The following is a 400-nucleotide window of genomic DNA, read 5'->3' as shown; positions in this document are numbered from 1 at the left end:
GAATAAATCTTTAGCAACAACAATTGGTGTATTTATTGATTGGCTTAAAGCATAAATTTTTGCTATAATGATTAACAGTGTGAATTTCGAGTAGGCGCGGCTAACTGATGTTAGTTGAGGAAAGTCCACGCACGCACAAGCTGCGATGCTTGTAGTGTTCGTATTCAGCCTAATAAGCTGGAGAAAAGTCTTTTGACTTTTACGGCGGAAAAAGTGCTAAATCTTATGACATGCATTACTATCCTGGAAAGTGCCACAGTGACGAAGCAAGGTCAGAAATGATCTTGGTGGAACGAGGTAAACCCTGCGAGCGTGAAACCCAAATTTGGTGGGGGAGCTTCGGTCTAAGAAAATGAACTAAAGACCGAGTTGTTGCTTTGCAATAAAGATAGATGACTAC

At 40.8% G+C, this 400-nt stretch carries 1 other RNA gene; it reads left to right on the top strand.

The window, feature by feature from the left end:
* Positions 1 to 82: 82 nt before the first annotated feature.
* Positions 83 to 400, top strand: an RNA gene (rnpB, locus tag BN1206_RS09500) — RNase P RNA component class B; the annotation flags it as partial.

Source organism: Lactobacillus sp. OTU4228 (assembly GCF_001006945.1).
GTDB lineage: Bacteria > Bacillota > Bacilli > Lactobacillales > Lactobacillaceae > Lactobacillus > Lactobacillus amylovorus.
Note: the sequence above shows the minus strand (reverse complement) of the source record. Positions and strands in the feature narration are given on the sequence as shown.